Origin of the sequence: Paenirhodobacter sp., assembly GCF_050177655.1 — a bacterium.
Classification (GTDB): domain Bacteria; phylum Pseudomonadota; class Alphaproteobacteria; order Rhodobacterales; family Rhodobacteraceae; genus Rhodobacter.
On the sequence record NZ_JBFXGV010000018.1, the window covers coordinates 1 to 19,984 of the forward strand.

Below are 19,984 nucleotides of genomic sequence, written 5' to 3' on the forward strand. Positions count from 1 at the left end.
CCCCCGCCGGCCGCCCCCTGGGAGGAGCCCGGTGCCGCCTTCGAAACTTCGGGGATCGCCGCGCCAGCCGACGCGCTTGAGGGCGCGGAGCCCCAGCCCGCCGCGCCTGAGGCCCACTGGGAGCCCCCCGCCGCCTTCGAATCGACGGGCTTCCCGGCCCCGGCCGAAGCGCTCGACCCGGCGCCCGAGGCCGCCGATCCGGCGCCGCCGCTCGCCGAGGAACCGCCGCTCGCCGAACGCCTCGCGCAGCATCCGGCCGAAGCGCTCCCGGAGGCCCATCCCCCGCAGGAGGAGCCTTGGGAGGAGCCCGGTGCCGCCTTCGAAACTTCGGGGATCGCCGCGCCAGCGGAGGCGCTCGCGCCCGAGGACGCGCCCGGTGCGGCGGCCGAGCCCCCTACTCCGGAGCCCCCCGCGCCCGAGTCGGCCGAACCTCCGGCCGCGCCCGTCGTGCCGCGCCGGGGCATCTGGCGTCAGCCCTCGCTTTTCGATCCGCCCGAGGCCACGCCGGAGGCGGACCCCGAGGCGCTGATCGAGGTCGAGGCGCATGTCGAGGCCGCAGTCGAGGCCGTCGTGGTCGAGATCGCCGCTGCCCGGCCCACAGCCGAGCCCGCCCCGGAACCGGTGCCAGAGGCGCCGATCGCGCTCGACGTCGAACCGGAGGAGCCCGATCCGCTGTCGCGCGTGGTCAGCCTGATCATCGGCGGCGCCTCGCCGGTCTCCGCCCCGCTCGCCCAGGCCGAACAGATCGACCCGCGCGACGATCCGCTCACCCGGCTGCGCCGCGAGCTGCCGCACCTCGACGCCGGCGCGCTCAGCCCGATCGCGCGGATGCGCCTGCTTTCGGCCCATGACCGGCTCGTCGCGCTGCGCGCGCGGCTCGGCCAGCCGCCGCGCCCGCCGCGGGGCTGAAGATGCCTCTCGCGGCGCCGAAAAATTCTGCGTTTTGCCGCTTGCGCCCGGGGGCGCGATGCCTCTATATGCGCCTCGTCGGGCCGTGGCGCAGCCTGGTTAGCGCGTCCGTCTGGGGGGCGGAAGGTCGAGAGTTCGAATCTCTCCGGCCCGACCATCCGAACAACGCCCACTCCTTCGGGAGTGGGCGTTCGCATATCCGCCGATCTCGTTCGTGGAGGCCCCGATGACCCTTGGCGTTCAGCCCGACGTCGCGATCCGCGCGATGGTGCAGCGCGGCGAGATCCGCGCCGATCTGCCGGTGACCGCCGAGCAGATCCAGCCTGCAAGCCTCGATCTGCGGCTGGGCGCCGTGGCCTATCGCATCCGCGCCTCCTTCCTCGCCGGCAAGGGCACGCGGGTCGAGGCGAAGCTCGCCGAGTTCGAGATGCACCGGATGGATCTGAGCGGGGGCGCCGTGCTCGAAAAGGGCTGCGTCTATCTCGTGCCGCTGATGGAAAGCCTCGCCCTGCCCGAGGGCCTGACCGCGGTGGCGAACGCCAAAAGCTCGACCGGCCGGCTTGATCTGCTCACCCGCGTCATCACCGACGGCGGCACCGAATTCGACCGGATCCCAGAGGGTTACACTGGCCCGCTTTACGCCGAGATCTGCCCGCGCTCGTTTTCCGTGCTGGTCCGGCCGGGGATGCGGCTCAACCAGATCCGCTTCCGCGCCGGTCAGGCGGTGCTGAGCGACGCCGAGCTGAAGGCGCTGCACGCCGCCGAGCCGCTGGTCTCGGGCGAGGCGGTGATTGACGCGGGTCTCGGCTTTTCCGTCGATCTGCAACCCGCGGAGGGCGATCTCGTCGGCTATCGCGCGAAGCCCCATACCGGGGTGATCGACCTCGACCGGATCGCGCATTACCCGGCCTCCGATTTCTGGGAGGAGCTGCGCACCCGCGAGGGGCGGATCATCCTCGACCCCGGCGCCTTCTACATCCTCGTCTCGCGCGAGGCGGTGGTGATCCCGCCCGATTTCGCCGCCGAGATGGCGCCCTATCTCGCCATGGTGGGCGAGTTCCGGGTGCATTACGCGGGCTTCTTCGACCCCGGCTTCGGCCATGGCGCGGCGGGTGGCGCGGGTTCGCGCGGGGTGCTCGAGGTGCGCTGCCACGAGGCCCCCTTCGCGCTCGAACACGGGCAGGTCGTGGGCCGGCTGGTCTATGAGCGGATGGCCGAGCGGCCCGAACGGCTTTACGGCGCGGGCATCGCCTCGAACTATCAGGGCCAGGGGCTGAAGCTCGCCAAACATTTCCGCATGGGCTGAGCGGCACCGGCGCAGGGGGCGCTGCCCCCTCTGGCCTGCGGCCATTCACCCCCGAGGTATTTTCGGCAAGATGATGGGGACGGCTTTCATCTTGCCCGAAATACCTCGGGGGAGTCCGAAGGACGGGGGCAGCGCCCCCTCCCCGGCCGCCCTTGCACGCAGCGCGCGACTGCCCTACCCCGGGTCCATGCTGATCCTCGAGGACATCATCTCCGACCGCGGCTCGCGCTATGCCGTCTCGGGCGCGCCCTGTGCCGATGAGGCGCAGGCGAAGGCGCTGCTCAAGGAGCTGAAGCGGATCAAGAAATTCGCGAAGTCCACGCATAACAGCTGGGGGCTGATCGGCCCCGACGGGCCGGTGAAATCCGACGATGGCGAGGCCGGCGCAGGCGCGATCATCCTGCGCATGCTCGAGGGCGCGGGGCTCGACAACCACCTGATCGTCGTCACCCGCTGGTATGGCGGCAAGCATCTCGGCGGCGACCGCTTCCGGCATGTTCAGGAGGCGGTGCGCCGCTATCTTGCCGAGATCGGGCGCTGATCAGGCCGAAAGCGCCTCGGCCGACCATTTCGCGATCGGCAGGCCCCAGCCCGGCACCCGCCCCTTGTTGCGGAAGAAGATCTCCTTGTAGGCAAGCTTCTGCGCATAGGGCAGCGCGCCCATCCGCAGCTCCTGCACATCGCCGCCGAACCACGAGGTCGCGTGGATGTAGAAGGCCTTGCCGCCGCCCATGTCGCCGATGCAGACGACCTCCGGCTGCCAGGGCGCATCGGCCCGGATGCGCGAAAGCCGCCCCACATCCTTCGCGATCTGGCGCCCGACGATCTCCGCCTCCTGATGGCCGATCGCGCCGAGCTTCGGCACGGTGAGCGCCGCCGCATCGCCGCAGGCGAAGACATCGGGGTAATCGGGGTTGCGCATGTCCATGCCGGTGATGACGAAGCCGACCTCGTCCACGATCGGCAGGCCGCGCAGGAAGTCATGCGGGCGCCAGTTCGGCAGCACGATGTTGAGCTCGGTCTTCAGGCTGCGCCCGTCGGCGAACTCGATCCCCTCGGCGGTGAGGCGGCGGATGTCCCCGACCTTGTTGATGTAGTGGAACCCCATCTTCGCCGCGGCCTGCAGCAGCTGGTTCACCACCTTCTCGCCCGCATCCTCGGCGATCAGCTCGGCCGGGGTGAAGAGGGTGATGTTTTCCGCCCCGCCCTTGCCGTTCTCCTTCAGCCAATGCGCGAGCGCGAGCGAGATCTCGACCGGCGGCCCCTCGCAGGCGGCCAGCGCCGTGGGCAGCCAGTCGGGCCGCCCCTTCGTCCCCTGCTCGAACCGGGCCGAGCCGACGGCAATCGGCCCGCCGCGGTAGTCGTTCTTCAGATAGTCGATCAGCCGGTTCGCGTGCCAGGCGTCGGAAACGGTGTGGCCGTATTCGGCAAAGCCCTCGATCTCGTCATAGGCAAGCCGCGCGCCCAGCGCGATCACCAGCTTGTCATAGGAAAGCCGGTAGTCCGGCGCGCCGGGGCGTTCGTTCGGGCGCAGCGTCACGGTCTTGGCGGCGACGTCGATCCCGGTGATCTCGGCCTGCTGAAAGCGGATGTCGTCGGCGGCAAGCGCCGGGATCAGCGGCATGTGCATGGTGATCGCCGGATCGCGGCCCTCGAAGATCTCGAGCGGGATGTTCGGGATGTAGTCGAGATAGGCCTTGCGGTCGATCACGGTGATCTCGACCGCGTCGCCGGCGTAGTCGCGGATTTTCTGCGCCGCACCGAGACCGGCGAAATTGCCGCCGAGCACCACCACATGCGGCAGCGCGGGATTGCGTTCGAAACGGGAAATGCGGGACATGGCAGCCTCCTCTGCTGGCGCTCTGTCCCCTCAACCCGCGGCCGCGCGACGCGTTCCCTCACGCGGGCTCACGCCTGCGCGACAGGCTCAGCGCATCCGCCGGGTGATCCGCGCAGCCTGGCGCGCGCGTTTCGCCGCCGCGCGCATGTCGCCCGCCGCCTTGCGCTCCTCGGGGGTCATCTCGGCGGGCGCCTTGCCCTTGCCCGAGGCCATCTCGATCCCCTTGTTGATGCCGAAATTCATCAGCTTCCGCATCACCATGCGGATCAGCATGTCGATGATCTGGTTGAAATTCATGCCATTTCCTCCTGAGGATCACTCCTCGAAAAGTTCGCTCTGGCCGCTCGTCTCCTCGGCCTCCTCGTCGTCCTCGCTGCCCGGCATCGGCCGGTTGTCCAAAAGCCCCGCCGCGCGCAATTCCTTGATCCCCGGCAAATCCCGTGCGCTTTCGAGGCCGAAGTGGTCAAGGAACGTTTCGGTGACGACGAAGGTCACCGGGCGGCCGGGCGTCATCCGGCGCCGGCCAAAGCGGATCCATTCCAGCTCGAGCAGCTGGTCGATCGTGCCGCGCGAGACGGCGACGCCGCGGATCTCCTCGATCTCGGCGCGGGTGACCGGCTGGTGATAGGCGACGATCGCCAGCGTCTCGATCGCGGCGCGGCTCAGTTTCCGCTGTTCGACCGTCTGCTTCTGCATCAGAAAGCCCAGGTCGGGCGCGGTGCGGAAGGCCCAGGCCTCGCCCACCTTCGCCACCTGCACGCCGCGCCCCTCGTAGCGGCGGCGCAGATAGGCCAGCGCCTCGGCCGCGTCGCAGCCATGCGGCATGCGCTCCTGCATCTCGCGCAGGCTCACCGGCTCGGGCGAGGCGAAGAGCATCGCCTCGACCATGCGCTCCTGCTCGGCGAGCGGCGGCGCGGCGAAGAGGGATTTTTCCGGCTCGTCAGTCATGATGCTCCGTCGATGTCTTGCGCGGCGTGGCGCGCGCGCGGATCGCGATCGGCGCGAAAGTCTCGCTTTGCCGGATCTCGATCTGCCCCTGTTTCGCAAGCTCGAGCGAGGCGGCGAAAGTGGCCGCCGTGGCCGAGCGGCGCCGCTTCGGATCCATCCCCCAGCCCTCGGGCAGGTAGCTCGTCAGATCGGCCCAGTCGCCCATGTAGCCCAGGAGCGGCCGCATCCGGTCGAGCGCCTGCTCCATCGTGAAAACGTCCTTGCGATCAAAGGCATAGGGGCGGAATTCGTCGCGTGTGCGGATCCGGGCATAGGCCTGCATCAGGTCGAGGAGCGAGGCGGTATATTCCACCTTGCGCACCCGCTCGACCGTCTGCACCTGCCCGCGGGCGAAGAAATCGCGCCCGAGCTGGTCGCGCGCCATCAGGCTCGCCGCCGCCTCGCGCATCGCCTGCAATCGTTCGAGCTGAAAGGCGAGGTGAGCGGCCAGATCCTCAGCCGAGGGGCCCTCGGCGCCGGGTTCGGGCGGGAGCAGCAGGCGCGATTTCAGAAAGGCGAGCCAGGCCGCCATCACCAGATAATCGGCGGCGAGCTCGATGCGCAGCCTGGCCGCGCGGGCAACGAAGGCGAGATATTGCTCGGCGAGGTCGAGCACCGAGATCCGGCGCAGGTCGACCTTCTGCGTGCGCGAGAGCGTGAGCAACAGGTCGAGCGGCCCCTCGAAGCCGTCGACATCGACGATCAGCGCCTCGGCGGCCAGCCGCTCGCCGACGCTCGTCGCCTCGAAAAGATGGGTTTCCTCAGCCATGCGCCTCGCTGCCCGACCCCGCGACAGGGGCCGATACCCCAAGTTCGGCGTCGAGCGCGGCGATGTCAACGGGCTCGGGCGCGCGGCGGCAGGCAAGCGCCGCCTCGGCCCGCGCGGCGGCCTGCGGCGAGAGCCGGCCCGCGGCGGCGACGGTTTCCTCGAATTCCGCGCGCGTGCCGTTGCAATGCAAGACGACATCGCAGCCCGCGGCGAGCGAGGCGGCGGTGCGCTCGGCAAAACCGCCCGAAAGCGCCTCCATCCCGATGTCGTCGGTCATTAGGAGGCCACCGAAGCCGATCTCCTCGCGGATCAGGCCGATCATCGGCGCCGATTGCGTCGCGGGCGCATCGTCGAAGGCGGTGAAGCGGATATGCGCGCTCATCGCCATCGGCAGGTCGGCGAGCGCGGCGAAGGGCGCGAAATCACTCGCGCGCAGATCCTCCGCAGCGGCGGTGACCACCGGCAGGTGTTTGTGGCTGTCCGCCGTCGCCCGGCCGTGGCCCGGCATGTGCTTGATGACGGGCAGCACGCCGCCGGCGAGGAACCCCTCGGCCGTCGCGCGGGCATTGGCGATCACCGTGGCAGCATCGAGCCCCATGCAGCGGTTGCGCAGGAAGGGATGGGTCAGGTCGCCCGCGATATCGCAGGTCGGCGCGCAGTTCACGTCGATGCCAAGCGCGGCAAGCTCCGCCGCCTGCACCCGCGCGCGCGCCCACATCGCCCGCGCCCCGCCCGAAAGCGCCTGGTCGAGCGGCGCGGGCCATTCGCGCCAATGGGGCGCGCGCAGCCGCTGCACCCGCCCGCCCTCCTGGTCGATCAGGATCGGCGCATCGCGGCCAAGGCAGGCGCGCAGATCGGCGGTGAGCCGCGCGACCTGTTCGGGCCGGTCGATGTTGCGCGCGAAAAGAATAAGCCCCCAGGGGTCGGCCGCGCGCAGGAAGGCCGCCTCGTCGCGGCCGAGCACCAGCCCCTCCACGCCCAGGATCGTCGCGCCGCTGCTCATTTGGCGAGCGTCGGGATGCAGTTCGCGCCCTCGGCCACCAGCGCAGCGCAGAAGCGGCGGGCATCCTCGACCCCGTCGAAGCCCTGCACCCGCAGCCGCCAGAAATCGCGCCCGCCGGAGGTGGCCTTCTGCACGATGCGCTTCTTGCCCTCCATCAGCGGCTCGAAGCGGGTCGCGACCTTCTCCCATTCCGCCTTCGCAAGCTCGGGGCTGTCGAAGGCGCCAAGCTGCACGACGCGGGTGCCCTTGGGCAGGGTCGCGGGATCAACGTCGATCACCGCGGCGGCGGCCGGGCCGGCGAGCGAGGCGGCGACGGCCTGTTCCACCGCGGCGGCCTCGAGATCATGGGCGGGCCGCGCGAGCGGGCGCGGCGAGCGGTTCACGCCGGGCACCGAGGCCGGGATCGCACCGGGCGGCGGCGCGGCGACGGCGGCATCGGGCGCGGTTGCGGGCGGCGCCACGGCGGCGAGTTCGACCGGCGCGGCGCCGTCTTCCTCGGCCGCGCTCGCGGTGTCGTCGGGGGTGGCCTCGGCGCTGACCGAAGCGGCGGCGCCCCGCGGCAGATCGGCGACCGGACGCGCGGCGGGCGCCGCCTCGGCCGGGGTCTCGGGCGCGGCGGCGGTCACTTTCGGCAGCGGGCGCAGCGCCGCCATCGGCGCATCATCGGGGTCGAGCCCGTCGGGATCGGGGGCGAGCAGCACGCGTTCGGGCCCGGGGGCGGCAAGGCCGGTGCCGGCCACCTCGTTCACCGCAAGCCCGGTGTGGCGGGCGAGATCGCCGCCCGGATCCTCGGGCGCGATCCGCGCCGGGCCCGACATCGCGCGGATGATCGGCACGCCGGAAACGTCGCGCACGGCGAGCTTGTAGCCCCAGACGACGACGCCGAGAATGAGCGCGAGCGAGGTTGCCGCGCCGGCCATGCGCACGCCCTTCGAGACCGGCGCAGCGATCGTCGCGCCGAGGCCCGCGGGCGTATCCGCCTCGGGCTCCCCTTGCGCGTATCGCGCGCCGTCGCGCGTGTTGTAGACTGCCATGCTCGCCTCGCCGCCGCCGGTGACCGGCCCTTGCTCCGCCCGGCGGCGCGCTTCAGCGCATCTCTTGAGCCGGGGTCACGCCAAGAATACCAAGGCCCGCGGAAATGACAACGGCACAGGCCCGGGCAAGGGCGATTTTCGCCGATGTCGCCGCGGCGTCCCCCTCCTGCACGAAGCGCAGGGCGGGTTCGTCATTGCCGCGGTTCCAGAGCGCGTGCAGGTCGGAGGCGATCTCGTAAAGGAAGAACGCCACGCGATGCGGTTCGTTCGCGCGCGCCGCGATCTCGACGTGGCGCGGCCATTCCGCGATCTTCTTGGCGAGCGCCAGCTCCGCCTCATGGGTGTTGCGACCAAGATCGGCCGCGGCCAGCGCCGCATCCGAAGTGTCGATGCCAAGATCGGCGGCCTTGCGCAGCACCGAAGCCACGCGGGCATGCGCATATTGCACGTAGAAGACCGGGTTGTCCTTCGACTGTTCGAGCACCTTGTCGAAGTCGAAGTCGAGCGGCGCGTCGTTCTTGCGGGTCAGCATGTGGAAGCGGGTCACGTCGGCGCCCGCCTGCTCGACCACGTCGCGCAGGGTGACGAAGGTGCCCGCGCGTTTGCTCATCTTGAAGGGCTCGCCGTTCTTGAAGAGCTTCACGAGCTGGATGAGCTTGATGTCGAGCGAGACCTTGTTCTCGCTCAGCGCCGCGACCGCCGCCTTCATCCGCTTGACATAGCCGCCGTGATCGGCGCCGAAAACGTCGATCAGCTGGGCGAAACCGCGTTGCACCTTGTCGTAGTGATAGGCGATATCGGGGGCGAAATAAGTCCAGCTGCCGTCCGATTTCTTCACCGGGCGGTCGACGTCGTCACCGTATTTGGTCGAGCGGAACAGCGTCTGCTCGCGCTCCTCCCAATCCTCGGGCAGCTTGCCCTTCGGCGGTTCGAGCACGCCCTCGTAGATCAGGCCGAGATCTTCGAGCCGCTGCAGCGCCGCCTCGATCTTGCCGGTGCCGTAAAGCGCCTTTTCCGAGGAATAGACATCCATCTTGACGTTGAGCAGCTCCAGATCCTCGCGGATCATCGCCATCATCGCCGCGGTCGCGAATTCGCGCACATCGGCAAGCCAGACCTCCTCGGGCTTGCCGAGCAGGCTGTCGCCGTATTTCGCCTTCAGCGCCTCGCCCACCGGGATCAGGTAATCGCCCGGGTAAAGCCCCTCGCGGATCTCGGGCTCGAGGCCATTGGCCTCGCGATACCGCTCGAAGGCCGAACGCGCGAGCACGTTCACCTGCGCGCCGCCGTCGTTGATGTAATATTCGCGCGTCACGTCATAGCCCGCGAAAGCGAGCAGCGAGGCCAGCGCATCACCGAAGACCGCGCCGCGGGTATGGCCCACATGCATCGGCCCGGTCGGGTTGGCCGAGACATATTCGACGTTGACCTTGATCCCCTGGCCGAGCGTAGAGCGCCCGTAATCGGCGCCCGTCTTCAGCGCCGCGGCCGTGACCTCGGCCCAGACCGCGGGCACGAGGCGCAGGTTGAGGAACCCCGGCCCCGCCACTTCCGCCGCGCTCACCCGCGGATCGGAGAGCAGCTTCGCCGCAAGCGCCTCGGCGATCGCGCGCGGGTTGCCCTTCGCCGGTTTCGCCAGCACCATCGCCGCATTGGTCGCCATATCGCCATGCGCCGCATCGCGCGGCGGCTCGACCGCCACATTGGCGGTGTCGAGGCCCGCGGGCAGCGTGCCCTCGGCCACCATCTGATCCAGCGCAGCGATCACCGCGGCGCGCATATCGGCGAAAAGGTTCATGTCAGGCTTCCTTCGGTTGCCCTTCCCCTGCCAGAGGCCGCGCGCGCCGTCAACTCTCGCCCCCGGCGCGCCCCCCGCAAAACCTGCCAATTCTTGTCACTTTGTTGACGTTGCGGTGCAATTGCAGTAGGCGAAGCAAAGCTGCATCCGGCAGCACCTCCGACCGGGACGCCCGGACTTGCGTCCCCCCATCCCGCGCGAGCCTCTCGCGCCATTCAGGACGCCAATGACGAAGTTTTCCGATCTCAAGCTCGATCCCGCAGTTCTCAAGGCCGTCGAGGAGGCGGGCTACGAAAGCCCGACCCCGATTCAGGAGGGCGCGATCCCCCCTGCGCTCGAAGGCAAGGACGTGCTCGGCATCGCGCAAACGGGGACGGGCAAGACCGCCTCCTTCACCCTGCCGATGGTGACGCTGCTTTCGAAGGGCCGCGCCCGGGCGCGAATGCCGCGCTCGCTCGTGCTTTGCCCGACGCGCGAACTCGCCGCGCAGGTCGCCGAGAACTTCGACATCTACGCCAAGCACACCAAGCTGACGAAGGCGCTGCTGATCGGCGGCGTTTCCTTCGCCGAACAGGACAAGCTGATCGACCGCGGCGTCGACGTGCTGATCGCGACGCCCGGCCGCCTGCTCGACCATTTCGAGCGCGGCAAGCTCCTGCTCACCGGCGTGCAGATCATGGTGGTGGACGAGGCCGACCGGATGCTCGACATGGGCTTCATCCCCGACATCGAGCGGATCTTCCAGCTCACCCCCTTCTCGCGGCAGACGCTGTTCTTCTCCGCCACGATGGCGCCCGAGATCGAGCGCATCACCAATACCTTCCTGCACGCCCCCGCGCGCATCGAGGTGGCCCGCCAGGCGACGACCTCGGAAACCATCACCCAGAAGCTGATCGAGATCACCCCGCCGCGCCGCGACCAGTCGGCGAAGGCAAAGCGCGAACTGCTGCGCGCGATCATCGAATCCGAGGGCGCGGCCTGCACCAACGCGATCATCTTCTGCAACCGCAAGACCGATGTGGACATCGTCGCGAAATCGCTCAAGACCCACGGTTTCAACGCCGCGCCGATCCATGGCGATCTCGAGCAGAGCCAGCGGATGAAGACGCTCGACGCCTTCCGCGACGGCTCGCTGCAGCTGCTCGTCGCCTCCGACGTCGCCGCGCGTGGCCTCGACATCCCGGCGGTGAGCCACGTCTTCAACTACGACCTGCCGAGCCATGCCGAGGATTACGTCCACCGCATCGGTCGCACCGGCCGCGCCGGGCGTCTCGGCACCGCCTATTCGATCGCGACGCCGGCGGATGCGAAATACCTCGGCCAGATCGAGGCGCTGGTGAAGATCCAGATCCCGCGCGCCGAGGCGCCGGAGGGCTTCGCGCTTTCCGATGCCGCCCATCGCGAGCCGAAGAAATACGACGAAGAGCGCGGTGGCCGGTCGGGCAGCCGCTCCTCCTCGCGCTCCTCCCGTTCGCGCTCGCGCGGCGGGCGTGACCGCGACGAGCGCCGCGAGGAACGCGCGCCGCAGATCGCCGGCGAGGTCGCCGAAATCGTCGAAGTGCCCGAGGCGGAAGCCCCGGCGCCCGCCCCCACCCCGCGCGCGGAACGCCGCGATGACCGCCGTGAGGAACGTCGGGACGACCGCCGCGACGATCGCCGTCCGCGCCGCGACCGCGACCACGGGCCGGCGGTGGTCGGCATGGGCGATCACGTCCCCGATTTCATCCTGCGCTCCTTCCGCACCACGAAGCCGGTGGTGAGCGAGGAAACCGACAGCGCCGACGAGGCCCAGACCGAGGCCGAAACCACGGCGCCGGTCGAGGAAAGCTCGGAAAGCTGAGCCCCTCCCCCTGAAATGCGAAAAGCCCCGGGTTGCGGCCCGGGGCTTTTTATTTTGCGTGGCGCGGCTTGCGAGGGCGGAGCCTCCGGCGGGAGTATTTTGGCCAAGAAGAAAGCCGGAGCGAAAACCGCCCCGGCTTCTTCCTGGTTCAAAACCGCATCCCCGGCCGCAACCGGCGCCCCGCTCAGTCGGCGAGCAGCCGGCTCACCACCACGGTGACTTCGGGCTTCTTGCCGATCTCCTCCATCGCGACCTGACGGGCGGCGCGGCGCGGCGCCTCGTCCATCTTGTCGTCATTGGCGATCACCTTGTCGGGCGCGTGTTCGAGGAAGCCGGACAGCTCGTCCTCGATCAGCTGCGCAAGGCTGGCGCCGGAGCGGCCGCGTTCGGGCAGGCCCATCAGCTCGACCCAGGCCTCGCCGAGCGGCAGGTCGTCCTCGTCGATGATGACGGTGATCAGGACATGGCCGTTCAGCGCCATCCGGATGCGGTCGCGCACCACCCCGTCGAGCGCGCCGATCAGCACGTTGCCGTCGAGATAGGTGCGACCGGTCTCGATATATTCGACCACTTTCGGCACAGTGCCGGTGAGGTCGAGCATCGTGCCATTGGTCGCGATTTCCGAGGCGATGCCCTTCTCGCTACCGATCTTCGCGTGTTCGCGCAGATGGCGGTGTTCGCCATGCATCGGGATCAGCATCTTCGGGCGCAAGAGGTCGTGCACCGCCTCGAGGTCGGGGCGGTTCGCGTGGCCCGAGACGTGGTAAAGACCGCCGCGGTCGTCGATCACGTCGACGCCCATTTCCGAAAAGGCGTTCATGATCCGGATCACGTCGCGTTCGTTGCCCGGGATCGTGCGCGAGGAGAAGAGGAAGCTGTCGCCCTCTTTCATCGAGATGCCGAGATATTTGCCGCGGCTGAGCTGGGCGGTGGCGGCGCGGCGCTCGCCCTGGCTGCCGGTGACGATCAGCATCAGGTTCTCGCGCGGGATATCGGCGGCGTCCTCCGGGCTCACCGTGCCCGGAAAGCCGGTGAGCACGCCGGTTTCCTCCGCGGCCGAAACCATGCGCCGCATCGCCCGCCCCATCAGGCAGACGGAGCGGCCGGCGGCGCGGCCCGCCTCGGCCAAGGTCTTCAGACGCGCGACGTTGGAGGCGAAGGTGGTGGCGACGACCATCCCCTTGCGCCCGGCGATCAGCTCCTTGAGCGGTTCGGCGAGCGTCGATTCCGAGCGGCCGGGCTGCGGCGTGAAGACGTTGGTGCTGTCGCAGGTGAGCACCTTCACCCCCGCGCCCTCATGCGCGATCTCGTGCCAGACGAGCGGGTCGAAGGGTTCGCCCACGATCGGCGCGCCGTCGAGCTTGAAATCGCCGGTATGCACGATGCGCCCGGCGGGGGTGTCGATGATCAGCGCCGAGCTTTCCGGGATCGAATGGGAGAGCGGCACGAATTGCACCTTGAACGGGCCCGCCTCGATCAGCTTCGGGCGCGGCTCGACCACTTTCAGCGCGTCGGTGGGCAGCCCCGCCTCCTCGAGTTTCAGCGCGCCGATCCGGGCGGTGAACTTGCGGGCGTAGACCGTCTTCTTCAGCTTCGGCCAGAGATGCGCCAGCGCGCCGATGTGGTCCTCATGCGCGTGGGTGATGAAGATCGCCTCGATCCGCTTCGCATTCGCCTCGAGCCAGGCGGTGTCGGCCATGATGACGTCGACGCCGGGCGAGGTGTCCATGTCGGGGAAGGTCACGCCCAGATCGACGACGATCAGCCGCTCTTTCCCCTCCGGCCCGTAGCCATAGACATAGGCGTTCATGCCGATTTCGCCGGCCCCGCCGAGGGGAAGATAGATCAGTCGGTCGCTCACGCGCTCAGTTCCTTGTTATAATCGTTGATCAGCCGCAGGCCATGCATCGTAAGGTCATCCTCGACCTTGTCAAAGAGATCGAAGCCCTGATCGAAGAGCGGCGCAAGCCCCCCCGTCGCAATCACCTTCATCGGGCGGTCGCGTTCGGTGCGGATCTGGCGCACGATCCCCTCGACGAGGCCGATGTAGCCCCAGAAGATGCCGGCCTGGATGCAGGCGACGGTATTGGTACCGATCACCTGTGAAGGATGGGTTACGTCGACATGGGGCAGCGCGGCGGCCGCCATGTGCAGCGCCTCGAGGCTGAGGTTCACCCCGGGCGCGATCACGCCGCCGATATAGGCGCCGTCGCGCGCCACCACGTCGAAGGTCGTCGCGGTGCCGAAATCGACAACGATGATGTCGCCGCCGTGGCGGTCGTAGCCCGCGACCGTATTCACCAGCCGGTCCGGCCCGACGGTGGTGCCGAAATCGACACGCGGCGCGACGGGCAGCGCGCATTCCGGCTTGCCCACGACGAGCGGGCGGCAGTCGTAATAACGGTTGCAGAGCACGCGGAGGTTGAACACCACCCGCGGCACCGTCGAGGAGATGATCGCCTCGGTCACCTTGCCGTCGATGTCATGCAGCTTCTTGAGCGTGTTCAGCCAGACGAAATACTCGTCCGCGGTGCGGCGGTGATCGGTGGCGATGCGCCAGGTGGCGAGGAACTTCTCCCCGTCCCAGATCGAGAACACCGTGTTGGTGTTGCCGCAGTCGATGCACAAAAGCATGGCCCCTCCCCTCAGAAGAACACGTCGCCCGCGGCGATCGCGCGCGGCCCGCTCGCGGTGCGCAGGATCATCGCGCCGGTCTCGTCGATGGTCTCGAAGACGCCCTCATGCGTCTCGCTCCCGGTGCGGGCGATGACCTTCTCGCCCAGCCGCGCGGCGCGGGCAAGCCAGGCCTCGCGGATCGGGGCGAAACCGAAGCGCGCGAATTGTCGCGCATAACGGTCGAATTCCTGCGCGAGGATCGGCAGGAACTCCTCCGGCGCGATCGTCACGCCGGTCTCGCCGCGCAGGCTTACCGGGGCGACGGCGCCGGGTTCGACCTGCGCCGCGCCGGGCGCCTCGGCGAGGTTCACGCCGATGCCGATCGCCAGATGAACGACCTGCGCGCCGGAGCCGATGCTTTCGAGCAGGATGCCCGCGATCTTGCCGCCGTTCACCAGCACGTCGTTCGGCCATTTGATCGCGAGCCGCACATGCGGCCCGACGATCCGGCCGAGCGCCGCCTCGAGCGCGAGGGCGGCGACAAAGGAGTAAAGCGCCGCGGTGGGCGGCGCGATCTCGGGTCGGAAGACATAGGTCGCGGCGAAATTGCCCTCGGGCATGCGCCAGGCCCGCCCCCGGCGGCCGCGCGCGTCGGTCTGCTGGCGCGCAAAAACCCAGGCCGGCCCGGCAAGATGCGGGGCCAGCCGGGCGGCTTCGCTCATCGTGCTGTCGACCTGGCCGAGGACGTGGCGCGCCACGCCCTCGGGCCAGACCCCAAGGTCAGTGGACAAGCGATGCCGCCGCCGCCTGAGCGACGCCCTCGATGCCGAAGAGGTTCACCGCGCCGAACACCATGGCGAGCGCCGCGAGCACCAGAAGACCCCATTGCACCGCCGGCATCCGGCTGTCGAGGGCTTCGCCCTCCTCGCCGAAGTAGATGTAGTAGACGATGCGCAGGTAGTAGAAGGCGGCGATCACCGAGGCGATCACGCCCAGCACCGCAACCCAGGTGTAGCCCGCGAAGAGCGCCGCCTTGATCACCGAAAGCTTCGCGAAGAAGCCGAGCATCGGCGGCACGCCGGCGAGCGAGAAGAACAGCACGAGCAGCGCGAGCGCCTTAACCGGTTCGGTCTTCGAGAGCATGCCGAGCGAACGGATGTCGGTCACCGGCTGGCCGTCGCGCTCCATCGACAGGATGAAGGCGAAGGTGCCGACGTTCATCACCACATAGATCGTCATGTAGATCAGCATCGCCTGCACTCCGGCCGCATCGCCCGCCATCAGCCCCATCAGCGCAAAGCCCATATGGGCAATCGAGGAATAGGCCATCAGGCGCTTGATGTTGCGCTGGCCGATACCGGCGATCGCGCCGAGGAACATCGAGGCGACGGCGATCAGGCCGATGATCTGCCCCCATTCGCCCGCGACATGGCCGAAGGCGCCATGCACGAGCCGCGCGATCAGCGCCATCGCGGCCATCTTCGGCGCGGTGGCGAAGAAGGCGGTGACCGGGGTCGGCGAGCCTTCATAGACGTCGGGCGTCCACATGTGGAACGGCACCGCCGAGACCTTGAAGGCGAGACCGGCGATCATGAAGACCATGCCGAAGAGCACGCCGAGCGGCAGATGCCCGTCCGCGGTCACGACCGAGATGATGCCGGCGAAATTGGTGGTGCCGGCAAAGCCGTAGGTGATCGAGGCGCCGTAGAGCAGCAGACCCGAGGAGAGCGAGCCGAGCACGAAGTATTTCAGGCCCGCTTCCGACGACCGCTCGCTGTCGCGACGCAGCGCGGCGACGACATAGAGCGAGAGCGACATCAGCTCGAGCCCCATGTAGAGCGCCATCAGGTCGCCCGCCGAGACCATCATCATCATGCCGATCGTCGCGAGCACGGTGAGGATCGGATATTCGAACCGCATCAGCCCGCGGCGCGTCATGTAATCCGCGCTCATCGCGAGCACCGCGGCGCCGGCGATCAGCACCGTCACCTTGGCGAAGCGCGCGAAGGCGTCGTCGATGAACATGCCGCCGAAGGCCTCATGCGACCCGGTGCCGCCAAGCCCGATCCAGACGCCGAAGACCAGCATCACCGCCACCGTCACCCAGAGCAGGAGACCGGCGATCTTGTCCTTGCCGAAATAGGCGCCCGCGAGCAACGCGCCGAGCGCGTAGACCGCGAGCAGGAACTCCGGCAGGACCGTGGAGAAATCCGAGACGTTCATGGTGTTTTCTCCTCAGTGACCGGTCGCCGCCGCCATCGCGTCAGGCACGGCCGCATGGTAGTTCTGGACAAGCTGGGCCACCGAAGGCCCGATGATGTCGGTGACGAGGCTCGGGTAGACGCCGAGCAGGAGCGTCATCACGACGAGCGGCGCGAAGATCCATTTCTCGCGGGCGCTCATGTCGGAGATCGTCTTCAGGCTTTCCTTGATCAGATCCCCGAACACCACCCTGCGATAGAGCCAGAGCGCGTAGGAGGCCGAGAGGATGACGCCCGAGGTGGCGATCAGCGCGACCCAGGTATTGGTCTGGAACACGCCCATCAGCGTCAGGAATTCACCCACGAAACCCGAGGTGCCCGGCAGGCCGACGTTCGCCATGGTGAAGAACATGAAGACGAGCGCATAGGCCGGCATCCGCAGCGCCAGGCCGCCATAGGCGTCGATGTCGCGGGTGTGCATCCGGTCGTAGATCACGCCGACCGCAAGGAAGAGCGCGCCGGAGACGAAGCCATGCGACAGCATCTGGAAGATCGCGCCATCGAGGCCCTGCTGGTTCATCGTGAAGATACCCATCGTCACATAGCCCATATGGGCGACCGACGAATAGGCCACGAGCTTCTTCATGTCTTCCTGCACGAGCGCGACGAGCGAGGTGTAGACGATCGCGATCGCCGACATCCCGAGCACGAGCGGCGTCAGCACTTCCGAGCCCACCGGGAACATCGGCAGCGAGAAGCGCAGGAAACCGTAACCGCCCATCTTGAGCAGCACCGCGGCCAGCACGACCGAACCGGCGGTCGGCGCCTGAACGTGGGCGTCGGGCAGCCAGGTGTGCACCGGCCACATCGGCATCTTCACCGCGAAGGAGGCGAAGAAGGCGAGGAAGAGCAGCGTCTGCATGCCGCCGACGACGGTGATGCCCAGAACGTGCAGCGTGTCATGCGGGAAGGAATGCGTCATCAGCGCGACGATATCCGTCGTGCCCGCCTCCATATACATCGCCACCATCGCGACCAGCATCAGCACCGAGCCGAGGAAGGTGTAGAGGAAGAACTTGAACGCCGCGTAGATCCGGTTCGGACCGCCCCAGATACCGATGATGAGGAACATCGGGATCAGGCCGCCTTCGAAGAACAGGTAGAAGAGCACGAGGTCGAGCGCGGTGAACACGCCGATCATCAGCCCCTCGAGCACGAGGAAGGCGATCATGTATTCCTTGACGCGCTTTTCCACATGCCAGGCAGAGGCGATGGTGAGCGGCATCAGGAAGGTCGTCAGCATCACGAAGAGCACCGAGATACCGTCGACGCCCATCTTGTAATGCAGCCCCATGATCCAGGGCCGGTCCTCGACGAACTGCATGCCGGTGTTCGACGGATCGAAGCCGAAGAGCACGAAGAGCGAGATCAGGAAGGTCACCGCGGTGGTCGTCAGCGCGAACCATTTCGCGTTGCGATCCGCCGCCGGGCCGTTCCCCCGCTGGACGAGCGCGAGGATCGCGGCCGCCACCAGGGGAACGAAAGTGATGATGGAAAGCAGGTTTTCCATTAGTGCGACCCCCCGGTCAGGACGACCCAGAACATGAGCACCACGATGCCGATGACCATCGCGAAGGCGTAGTGGAAGAGATAGCCGGACTGCACCCGGCCCGCGAGACGGGTGAGCCGCGGCACGATGCCGAGCGCCACCCCGTTGATGGCCCCGTCGATCACCGCGCCGTCGCCCTTCTTCCAGAAGAAGCGGCCGAGCCAGAACGCGGGCTTCACGAAGATCGAGTCATAGAGCTCGTCGAAATACCACTTGTTGAGGAGGAAGCGGTAAAGCACCGGCTGCGCCGAGGCGAGTTTCACCGGGATCTTCGGATTGACGATGTAGAAGAGCCAGGCAATCGCGAGACCGATCAGCATCGCGATCGTCGGCATCACCTTCGCCCAGACCGGCGCTTCATGCGCCTTTTCCAGGACGTGGTTCGTCGGCGCCATGAAGATCGCGCCCTGCGGTGCGACACCGGCGGTGGCGGCGTGGCCCTCGGCCGCAGCCTCGGGTGCCGCAGCCTCGTGCGCGGTGGCTTCGGCGGTGGCCATGGCCTCGGTGGCATGGCCCTCGCCTTCGGTCATCGCGACCTCATGCGTCGGCATGCCGAAGAAGGACAGCATCTTCTCGTGGTTGCCGAAGAAGGGCGCATACCAGACCATGCCGGCGAGGATCGCCCCCACGGCGAGGATGCCGAGCGGCGCCAGCATCACCGGCGGGCTTTCATGCGCGTGTTCATGCGCGTGGTGATCGCCCTTCGCCTTGCCGAAGAAGGTCATGAAGATCAGCCGCCAGGAGTAGAAGGAGGTGAACAGCGCCGCGATCACCAGCATCCAATAGGCGTAGCCGATGCCCGAACCATAGGCGCTTTCGATGATCGCGTCCTTCGACAGGTAGCCGGCAAAGCCGATCGAGGTCAGCGGGATGCCGACGCCGGTGATGGCGAGGGTGCCGATGATCATGATCCAGAAGGTGAAGGGGATCTTCTTGCGCAGCGCACCATAGTTGCGCATGTCCTGCTCGTGGTGCATCGCGGTGATGACCGAGCCGGCGCCGAGGAAGAGCATCGCCTTGAAGAAGGCATGCGTCAGCAGGTGGAACATCGCCGCCGAGTAGACGCCGACGCCCGCCGCCACGAACATGTAGCCCAGCTGCGAACAGGTCGAATAGGCGATCACGCGCTTGATGTCGTTCTGCACGAGGCCGACCGTCGCCGCGAAGAAGGCGGTGGTGGCGCCGATATAGACGACGAACATCTTCGCATCGGGCGCGTATTCGAAGAGGGGCGACATCCGGCAGACGAGGAAGACACCGGCGGTGACCATCGTCGCGGCGTGGATCAGGGCCGACACAGGCGTCGGGCCTTCCATCGCGTCCGGCAGCCAGGTGTGCAGGAAGAGCTGCGCCGATTTGCCCATCGCACCGATGAACAGCAGGAAGGCGAGCAGGTTCGCCGCGTTCCAGTCGCGCCACAGGAAGTGGAGCGTGGTTTCCGCAAGCTGCGGCGCCGCCGCGAAGACGTCGTCCATCTTGATCGTGTCGGTCATGTAGTAAAGGCCGAACATGCCGAGCAGGAAGCCGAAGTCACCGACACGGTTCACCACGAAGGCCTTGATCGCCGCCGCGCCCGCCGAGGGCTTCTTGTAGTAGAAGCCGATCAGCAGGTAGGAGGCCACGCCCACGCCTTCCCAGCCGAAGAACATCTGCAGCAGGTTGTCGGCGGTGACGAGCGAAAGCATCGTGAAGGTGAAGAAGGACAGATAGGCGAAGAAGCGCGCCTTGTACTTCTGATCGTGGGTCCAGTTGTCGTCATGCGCCATGTAGCCCCAGGAATAGAGGTGCACGAGCGCCGAGATCGAGTTGACGACGATCAGCATGATCGTGGTCAGCCGGTCGACCCGGATCTGCCAGGCGGTGTCGAGCGAACCCGACTGCACCCAGCTCATCAGATGGATGTGCTGCGTGGTGCCGTCGAAGGTCAGGAACAGATACCAGCTGAGGATGGCCGCGAGGAACAGCAACCCGGTGGTCACCGCCATCGCCGCCTTCTCGCCGATCACGCGCCAGCCGAAGCCGCCAATGATCGCGCCCAGAAGCGGGGCCAGAAGAATGATCGTTGCCATTGG

The 19,984-nt window shown here is 67.9% G+C and carries 16 protein-coding genes, 1 tRNA gene and 1 pseudogene; 5 read left to right on the plus strand and 13 right to left on the minus strand.

What is annotated here, in order from left to right; genetic code table 11:
* The 4 genes and pseudogenes from AB7U46_RS08595 to AB7U46_RS08610 all read left to right on the plus strand — a co-directional run.
* Positions 1-909, plus strand: a pseudogene (locus AB7U46_RS08595) (hypothetical protein); the annotation flags it as partial.
* A 79-nt stretch (positions 910-988) separates the two neighbouring features.
* A tRNA-Pro gene (locus tag AB7U46_RS08600) sits at positions 989-1,066 on the plus strand.
* A gap of 69 nt (positions 1,067-1,135) precedes the next feature.
* The gene (locus AB7U46_RS08605) at positions 1,136-2,215 is read left to right on the plus strand and encodes a 2'-deoxycytidine 5'-triphosphate deaminase (RefSeq protein ID WP_428336545.1); all 1,080 of its coding nucleotides are present in this window, start codon (positions 1,136-1,138) and stop codon (positions 2,213-2,215) included.
* Between the two features lie 187 nt (positions 2,216-2,402).
* Entirely contained in the window at positions 2,403-2,756 is a 354-nt protein-coding gene (locus tag AB7U46_RS08610) for a YigZ family protein (RefSeq protein WP_428336546.1), read from the plus strand.
* Here AB7U46_RS08610 and AB7U46_RS08615 read toward each other — a convergent pair whose 3' ends face one another.
* The 7 genes from AB7U46_RS08615 to argS all read right to left on the minus strand — a co-directional run bounded on the left by AB7U46_RS08615 (position 2,757) and on the right by argS (position 9,646).
* Positions 2,757-4,055, minus strand: a complete 1,299-nt coding sequence (locus AB7U46_RS08615; RefSeq protein ID WP_428336547.1) for an NAD(P)/FAD-dependent oxidoreductase — start codon at positions 4,053-4,055, stop codon at positions 2,757-2,759.
* An 87-nt stretch (positions 4,056-4,142) separates the two neighbouring features.
* The gene (locus tag AB7U46_RS08620; protein ID WP_428336548.1) at positions 4,143-4,352 is read right to left on the minus strand and encodes a hypothetical protein; all 210 of its coding nucleotides are present in this window, start codon (positions 4,350-4,352) and stop codon (positions 4,143-4,145) included.
* An 18-nt stretch (positions 4,353-4,370) separates the two neighbouring features.
* Positions 4,371-5,003, minus strand: a complete 633-nt coding sequence (gene scpB, locus AB7U46_RS08625) for an SMC-Scp complex subunit ScpB (RefSeq protein ID WP_428336549.1) — start codon at positions 5,001-5,003, stop codon at positions 4,371-4,373.
* A complete protein-coding gene (locus tag AB7U46_RS08630) occupies positions 4,996-5,811 on the minus strand; it encodes a segregation and condensation protein A (protein ID WP_428336550.1) in 816 nt (271 codons plus the stop codon). The genes scpB and AB7U46_RS08630 overlap by 8 nt, the downstream gene beginning before the upstream one ends.
* Positions 5,804-6,814 carry a glycoside hydrolase family 3 N-terminal domain-containing protein gene (locus AB7U46_RS08635; protein WP_428336551.1) on the minus strand — a complete coding sequence of 337 codons (1,011 nt, stop codon included), beginning with the start codon at positions 6,812-6,814 and terminating at the stop codon, positions 5,804-5,806. Before AB7U46_RS08635 ends, AB7U46_RS08630 begins: the two co-directional genes overlap by 8 nt.
* On the minus strand, positions 6,811-7,848 hold the full coding sequence (locus AB7U46_RS08640; RefSeq protein WP_428336552.1) for an SPOR domain-containing protein: 1,038 nt from the start codon (positions 7,846-7,848) through the stop codon (positions 6,811-6,813). Before AB7U46_RS08640 ends, AB7U46_RS08635 begins: the two co-directional genes overlap by 4 nt.
* Positions 7,849-7,900: 52 nt before the next feature.
* The gene (gene argS, locus AB7U46_RS08645; RefSeq protein WP_428336553.1) at positions 7,901-9,646 is read right to left on the minus strand and encodes an arginine--tRNA ligase; all 1,746 of its coding nucleotides are present in this window, start codon (positions 9,644-9,646) and stop codon (positions 7,901-7,903) included.
* 226 nt (positions 9,647-9,872) lie between these two features.
* On the opposite strand from argS, the gene AB7U46_RS08650 reads away from it, so the two are divergent.
* A complete protein-coding gene (locus tag AB7U46_RS08650) occupies positions 9,873-11,486 on the plus strand; it encodes a DEAD/DEAH box helicase (protein WP_428336554.1) in 1,614 nt (537 codons plus the stop codon).
* 184 nt (positions 11,487-11,670) lie between these two features.
* Here the strand turns inward: AB7U46_RS08650 and AB7U46_RS08655 are convergent, their stop codons facing one another.
* From AB7U46_RS08655 to nuoL, 6 genes are read right to left on the minus strand one after another with little or no spacing between them, the layout of a single operon-like run.
* Complete coding sequence (locus AB7U46_RS08655; RefSeq protein WP_428336594.1) at positions 11,671-13,296, minus strand: ribonuclease J; 1,626 nt, start codon at positions 13,294-13,296, stop codon at positions 11,671-11,673.
* Between the two features lie 47 nt (positions 13,297-13,343).
* The gene (locus AB7U46_RS08660) at positions 13,344-14,120 is read right to left on the minus strand and encodes a type III pantothenate kinase (protein WP_428336555.1); all 777 of its coding nucleotides are present in this window, start codon (positions 14,118-14,120) and stop codon (positions 13,344-13,346) included.
* 11 nt (positions 14,121-14,131) lie between these two features.
* On the minus strand, positions 14,132-14,893 hold the full coding sequence (locus tag AB7U46_RS08665; protein WP_428336556.1) for a biotin--[acetyl-CoA-carboxylase] ligase: 762 nt from the start codon (positions 14,891-14,893) through the stop codon (positions 14,132-14,134).
* A complete protein-coding gene (gene nuoN / locus AB7U46_RS08670; RefSeq protein ID WP_428336557.1) occupies positions 14,883-16,325 on the minus strand; it encodes an NADH-quinone oxidoreductase subunit NuoN in 1,443 nt (480 codons plus the stop codon). The genes AB7U46_RS08665 and nuoN overlap by 11 nt, the downstream gene beginning before the upstream one ends.
* Before the next feature lie 12 nt (positions 16,326-16,337).
* Positions 16,338-17,873, minus strand: a complete 1,536-nt coding sequence (locus AB7U46_RS08675; protein ID WP_428336558.1) for an NADH-quinone oxidoreductase subunit M — start codon at positions 17,871-17,873, stop codon at positions 16,338-16,340.
* Entirely contained in the window at positions 17,873-19,981 is a 2,109-nt protein-coding gene (gene nuoL / locus AB7U46_RS08680) for an NADH-quinone oxidoreductase subunit L (protein ID WP_428336559.1), read from the minus strand. The genes AB7U46_RS08675 and nuoL overlap by 1 nt, the downstream gene beginning before the upstream one ends.
* Positions 19,982-19,984 lie beyond the last annotated feature (3 nt).